The 5,510-nt window shown below is 69.5% G+C and carries 7 protein-coding genes; 3 read left to right on the top strand and 4 right to left on the bottom strand.

Features of this window, described 5'->3' with window-relative positions; all coding sequences use genetic code 11:
* Positions 1–368 precede the first annotated feature (368 nt).
* On the top strand, positions 369–893 hold the full coding sequence (locus AB1207_RS24300; RefSeq protein ID WP_367641403.1) for a P-loop nucleotide/nucleoside kinase family protein: 525 nt from the start codon (positions 369–371) through the stop codon (positions 891–893).
* Between the two features lie 77 nt (positions 894–970).
* Here the strand turns inward: AB1207_RS24300 and AB1207_RS24295 are convergent, their stop codons facing one another.
* The 3 genes from AB1207_RS24295 to AB1207_RS24285 all read right to left on the bottom strand — a co-directional run bounded on the left by AB1207_RS24295 (position 971) and on the right by AB1207_RS24285 (position 2,856).
* A complete protein-coding gene (locus tag AB1207_RS24295; protein WP_367641402.1) occupies positions 971–1,480 on the bottom strand; it encodes a DUF6886 family protein in 510 nt (169 codons plus the stop codon).
* Between the two features lie 187 nt (positions 1,481–1,667).
* Entirely contained in the window at positions 1,668–2,036 is a 369-nt protein-coding gene (locus tag AB1207_RS24290) for a hypothetical protein (protein ID WP_367641400.1), read from the bottom strand.
* 133 nt (positions 2,037–2,169) lie between these two features.
* The gene (locus AB1207_RS24285; protein ID WP_367641399.1) at positions 2,170–2,856 is read right to left on the bottom strand and encodes a phosphotransferase family protein; all 687 of its coding nucleotides are present in this window, start codon (positions 2,854–2,856) and stop codon (positions 2,170–2,172) included.
* A gap of 179 nt (positions 2,857–3,035) precedes the next feature.
* Here AB1207_RS24285 and AB1207_RS24280 point away from each other — a divergent pair, with 179 nt between their 5' ends.
* Together AB1207_RS24280 and AB1207_RS24275 are read left to right on the top strand one after the other, a co-directional pair.
* The gene (locus tag AB1207_RS24280) at positions 3,036–4,481 is read left to right on the top strand and encodes an MFS transporter (RefSeq protein WP_367641397.1); all 1,446 of its coding nucleotides are present in this window, start codon (positions 3,036–3,038) and stop codon (positions 4,479–4,481) included.
* 226 nt (positions 4,482–4,707) lie between these two features.
* Positions 4,708–5,016, top strand: coding sequence for a hypothetical protein (locus AB1207_RS24275; RefSeq protein ID WP_367641395.1), 309 nt, complete (start codon positions 4,708–4,710; stop codon positions 5,014–5,016).
* 30 nt (positions 5,017–5,046) lie between these two features.
* Here the strand turns inward: AB1207_RS24275 and AB1207_RS24270 are convergent, their stop codons facing one another.
* Complete coding sequence (locus tag AB1207_RS24270; protein WP_367641394.1) at positions 5,047–5,277, bottom strand: hypothetical protein; 231 nt, start codon at positions 5,275–5,277, stop codon at positions 5,047–5,049.
* Positions 5,278–5,510 lie beyond the last annotated feature (233 nt).

The raw sequence follows: 5,510 nt of genomic DNA, 5'->3' as shown, positions 1-5,510 counted from the left end.
CATGTACGTCGACTTGGCATTCAAGATCACTAACGGCTCCCGGTGACTCGGCGGTGCAACTCCTTCGCCACTCTGCCGCAACGACCACCGCGACGGGAGCAGTCAGAGCATCCGCAATTCGGCAAGACCGTGAAGTCGGCGGCCCCGTCAGCGCGCACAACGCGGGATGACCGTGCGCTCCGCGCGCACCGCGGGATGACCGTGCGCTCCGCGCGCACCGCGGGATGACCGTGCGCTCCGCGCGCACCGCGGGATGACCGTGCGCTCCGCGCGCACCGCGGGATGACCGTGCGCTCCGCGCGCACCGCGGGATGACCGGAAGATCGTTGGGGCTCCCGCCGCGTTGCTGACTCTGCCAGGGTGAGCGCGTGGCCAGCGCCCTCATCCTCGTCAACGGCTTGCCCGGCGCGGGTAAGACCACTCTGGCCGAGCAGATGAAGGAGGCCTCTGGCTGGCCGCTGCTGTCGAAGGACGCGGTCAAGGAGGCGCTGGCGCTGATCGCCGACGGCGCGATGAGCTCTGGCCAGTTGGGCGCGGTGGCGATGAACACGGTATGGGCGATGGCGGCGGCCATCGAGGGAGAGGTCATCGTGGAGTCGTGGTGGTTCCGACCCAGAGACCTCGACTTCGCCCGCACCGGTGTGGAGGCTGCCGGGGCGGCGCAGGTGGTGGAGGTGTGGTGTGAGGTCACTGCGGCGGTAGCCCGAGAACGCTACGCCAGTCGCCACCGAGCGGCGGTCCACGATGATGGTGCGCGACTGGTCACCGACTTCGATCGCTGGGCCGCCGAGGGTGTGCCACTGGAGATTGGGTCGGTGTTGCGCGTGGACACGGGTGGCCCGGTGAACGTGGGGGAACTGGTGGCCCGGTTGCGAGAGGCGGTGTCCCTCTGACGTCTGCGCGGTACTGCATGCACCGCCGTGAGTGGTCCGTTGATGGCCCGCGCAGAGCGGGATGACCCGCGCTGTGGTCAGGCTGGCCGCGGTGCAGCGTTGCGCAGTCGGATGCCGCTGTACTCGGATGCGTGCTCGATGACGGCGTCCATGTACGGCCACAGCGAGGGCACCAAGCGAAGCTCGACGTCGTGCTCGGCCAGGGCGCTGAAGCAGTCCTCGACGTGGCGGACGTCCAGAACCGGGACCTCGTGGTCGGCCACCCAGTAGCCGGCCTGCTCGTCGAGCACGGTGAAGCCGGTCGGTGCGAGTTCGTGCACGTCGAGGCCTGCGTGGAGCAGTCGGCCTACCCAGCGGTGCTCGACGGTGATGACACGCGAGGAGGCCGATCCCAGGAGCCGGTGCGTGAGGTTGCTGGCTTGCCAGCAGACCCGGGGGCACTGCCGGGGTAGTAGGTAGTTCGGCAGGTGCGCCTCATCTAGAGCCCACACCCACGGTCGTCCCTCGTGGGCGGTGCCCGGTGGGGAGGGCCGCGGACTCATGCTCGACAGCGGCCCGGCGTCGGTGACGTGGAACAACCTCGGCACCTAGTCAGGCTAGAGAGCGCTGGTGAAAGACGCTTGGGAGCTGCGGTCTGAAGGCCCCATCGAGTAGGTCGGCCACCTTGCGACTCTCGGCAAGACCGCGAGGTCGTCAAGCGCTCGCACCGCGGGATGACCGTGCGCCCGCGCGCAACGCGGGATGACCGTGCGCTGCGTAACCGGGGATGACGAGTCAGCCGATGGGCGATTCCGTGGGGCAGCCAGGACCGCTGATGTAGATGCTTCCGCGCAGTTGCCCGTCCTCATCGAGCGTGCTTGGACCGTAGCTGGTTGCCTGCCCGTACGGCTTACCGTCGACGTACACGTCGATCGCGCCCGTGGGGACTTGGACGCCGATCGCGCTGCCGACGTCGGTGCTGGTGGTGGCCACGACCTTCCCGTCGTGTCGGAACTCCACCTCGACGTGCTCGGAGGCGGCGAAGTCCGCACTGGGAGCGACGCAGAACCCGATGTTCTGCGCATCCTCTGTCTTCGGCTCGTCTGAGCACCCGGCCAGGAACAAGACGGCCAGGGCGGGCAGGACGACGACGCGGGGGTGCATGGCGGCATCGAAGCACCGTTGACGGCCTGCGCGGGCGACTACGGGTACGTTGCCGCGCCGAAGTTGGATGACGGGGGCCATCGATGAGGCCGTTCGGTTCTCGAGCACGCGGAAGGCGGGATGACCGTGAGGTTCATGGTGTGAAGGAGATCGTGACTTCGAGCCGCTCCCGCCACTGCACCCGGGCGGCCTCGTTGTCCGGTGCCCAGCGGGTCACGAAGTCCAGGGCCCACTCGCATTTGGCGACCATCGCGGCCTGGCGCCGTCCCCAGGTCGGTTCCGCACCGTAGCCCTGGAACAGATTCGGCAGGGCGTCGACGAGATGAGGGTGGTGGGTGCGGATAATCCACTCCGCCCACGCGAGGTCGAGGACCCCATCGCCGAGGTGGGCGAACTCCCAGTCCACGATCGCGCTCGCCTCGAACGTGTCCGGGTCCAGGAGCAGGTTCTGGGGACCGAAGTCGCCGTGGACTAGGACCGTGCCAGGTTCGGCAGGTCCCAGCGCCTCCGGCGTCGCCAATGCGGTGGTGTCGAGGCCGTGCAGAAGGGCCGCGGTACGGCCGACGCTGGCCAGGACGGCATCGGGGTCCAGCTCCAGCAGTTCCTGTCCGGGGCGACCGGGCATGAGGGCGGTGCCGATCTGGCCGACGTCGTCATGGATCAGGGCCGGCACCGGGAGGGCACTGGCGAGGTGGCGCAGGGCGGTGACCTCGGCGTGCTGGCGGATGAGGGCGTCGGGTCCCAGGTAGCGCTTGGTGACGACGCCGTGGTCGTGGCGGGTGGCGTTGGTGTAGCCGTGCGGTAGTCGTTCCTCGGTCACGGAGCTCCCTGTCACGGCTCGGGTACGACCACGGTGGTCGTCGTGCGGGGACCTGTCTACGGCATACCTGGTCTGTTGACTGACGTGTTGTGAGCACCGCCGCCGCGACTGAGTAGCAGGCCACGCCTAGCTCGCAATATCCCCTCCGCCGCGCCAGGCCTGCTCTACGTTCGTGACCTGTGGCACACACCGCAGTGGGCACTGAGAAGGCCCCGACCTGGTCACGCGAGAACAACCGCTCCCGCTGGGGGCTGCTACTGGCATTGGCCATCGACAACTTCGGCTCCGGCTTGTTCCTGCCCCTGGTGCTCGTCTACAGCGTCCAGGTCGTCGGTTTGTCGGTCGGCCTGGCCGGGACACTGCTGTTCCTCGGCACCCTCATCGGTCTAGGCGCACCACTGGTCGTGGGCACCGTCGTGGACCGCTTCGGGCCCCGCCGCGTCGTCATCGCGTCCCAGCTCATCCAAGCCGTCGGCATGACGCTCTACTTCCTGGCCGGCGCCGCCGGCAGCGGGGCCGGGTCCGGGCGAGGGACCGCGGTAGCTCTGGCGGTCGGCGGGGCGGTGCTGGTCGCGGCAGGTACGCAGACCTTCTACAGCTCTCTGTTCTCCCTCATCGCCGCCGTCGCCGGCGATGGGCCCAAGGACGGGCCGTTCGCCCACGTCGACATGATCCGCTCCGCCGCCTTCGGCCTCGGCGCCCTGCTCGCCGCTGCCCTGCTGACGTGGCTGGACACCCCGGCCCTCCGCATCGCGGTTGCTGTTGACGCGCTCACCTTCGTGCTGGCCGCCGGCCTGCTGTGGCGCCTGGTCCACGTCAAGACCGCTCGTGACCGCCAGGCCTCCGCTACAGCGCAAGCTCCGGCGCACCCGGCCATCTCCGATGAGGCCGGACCGCACGCCACAGACCTGGCTCACAGCGCCACAACGTCCGATGCCCGTACGGCGCCCACGTCGTCGCCCGCGTCGTCGCCCGCGTCGTCGCCCGCGTCGTCGCCCGCGTCGTCGGACGCAGCGGTGGGGGCTGCGCCGCGTCCGTGGCGGGACCGTCCCTTCCTGATCCTGCTGGTGGTGATCGCCTTGACGGGCCTGGCCACTGACGTCCACCTCGTCGGCTTCTCGGTGTGGGCCCTGGAGCGGCTGCACGCACCGGCATGGGTGCCGGGAGCCTCCATCGCGCTGCTGACCGGCATCACCTCCACCAGCACCGCGCTGGTGGTGCGCTGGACGAGTGGGTGGACGCGCACCCGCACCGTCGCCGCCGGGACGGTGCTGATTCTCGCTTGGTGCGCGATGTGCGCGGCGGCACCGTCTGTCGGTGGGGGGTGGCAGCCGGTGTGGCTGCTGGCCTCCACGGTCGTACTGGCGGTCTCGGCCATGCTGGTCGGGGTCCGGGTGATGGCGATGGCCGAGGCGTCGGCGCCGGTGGCGGCGCACGGGCGGTACATGGCGACGGTGCAGTACGGCTTCAACGCCACCGCGCTGCTGGCGCCGTTGCTGGTGGGGTTGTTCGCGGTGGCGTTGTGGCTGCCGTGGGCGGCGGTCGCGCTGGGCTGCGTAGGGGCGTTGCTGTTGCTGCCGTGGCTGGCCCGGCGACTGCCCGCTCACGCTGTGAGGGCGCAGTAGACGTCCGGTGGAGACGCCCCGAGCACGGACGAAGCGCCGCCCCGACATCGGCAGATCCGGACGGTCGATGACGTGCTGGTCAGCGGGGTGACCGTGCGCTGCGCGCGCACCGCGGGATGACCGTGACGTTGCCTGCCAAGATCAGTCGGTGTCCTGGAAGCCCCCGATGCAGCAGAGACCGCCGCGTGACGAGCGGGTCGAGGCGTGCCGGGACCGGGGAGCTCACTTGCAGCACGATGACGGCCGCCGGGCGGTGCTGTACTGCCGCGTCGACACCGGGTGGACCTGCACGGGTGGGCACCTGTGGTGGCGGTCGTGGTCGGCTCCGCACCACCAGCTCGAAGGGCTTTGGTTCGAGGGCGAGGACCTGGTCAGCGACTTCGTCACGGCTGGGCAAGACCTGGTGTCGACCCTCGATGACTTCGACCGCGGGGTCTTCGTCTTCATCGGGGAGCAGTGGCAGGTGCGGTGGATGGACGACGAGGCCTCACGTGCCTTCCGCGTGAAGCATGACCTCGAGGTCTACCGGCGGTGACCCTTCCGCGGCTCGCGGGATGACCATGCGTCAGTCGTGCGGGTCCGTTGCCTCTCGTCGCCAGCGTGTCCACCAGGCGGCCAGGTAGTAGCTGGCCATGACGATCAGCAGGGCAGCGGCAGCCCAGCGCCACCAGCTCGCGCGATTAGCGGTGAAGAGGCTGCTCAGCTGGAGCGATCCCACCGCGATCCACAGCAGGCCCAGGAACAACGACTGGTTGCGCGTGCGGGTGATGTTCCACCAAGGCTTCTTCTGGCTCACGTCACCATCGTGTCGTAATGACCGCTTGGCCCTCGGTACGGCCGCAGAGTCCAGGGCGGCCAGCAACAGCGCGCACCGCGGGATGACCGTGCGCTGCGCGCGCACCGCGGGATGACCGTGACGTCGCTTAGAGCGTGGGATGACCGTGTGGGCCCTGCGCCCCGCTCAGGCCTCTGCAACGCGCGGGTGCGGCGGCTTCGCGGTGTAGCCGGGAAGATCAGGAGCAAGGGTGA

This window comes from Kineococcus endophyticus, assembly GCF_040796495.1.
Lineage (GTDB): Bacteria > Actinomycetota > Actinomycetes > Actinomycetales > Kineococcaceae > Kineococcus > Kineococcus endophyticus.
This window is presented reverse-complemented; position numbering and strand designations above follow the sequence as displayed.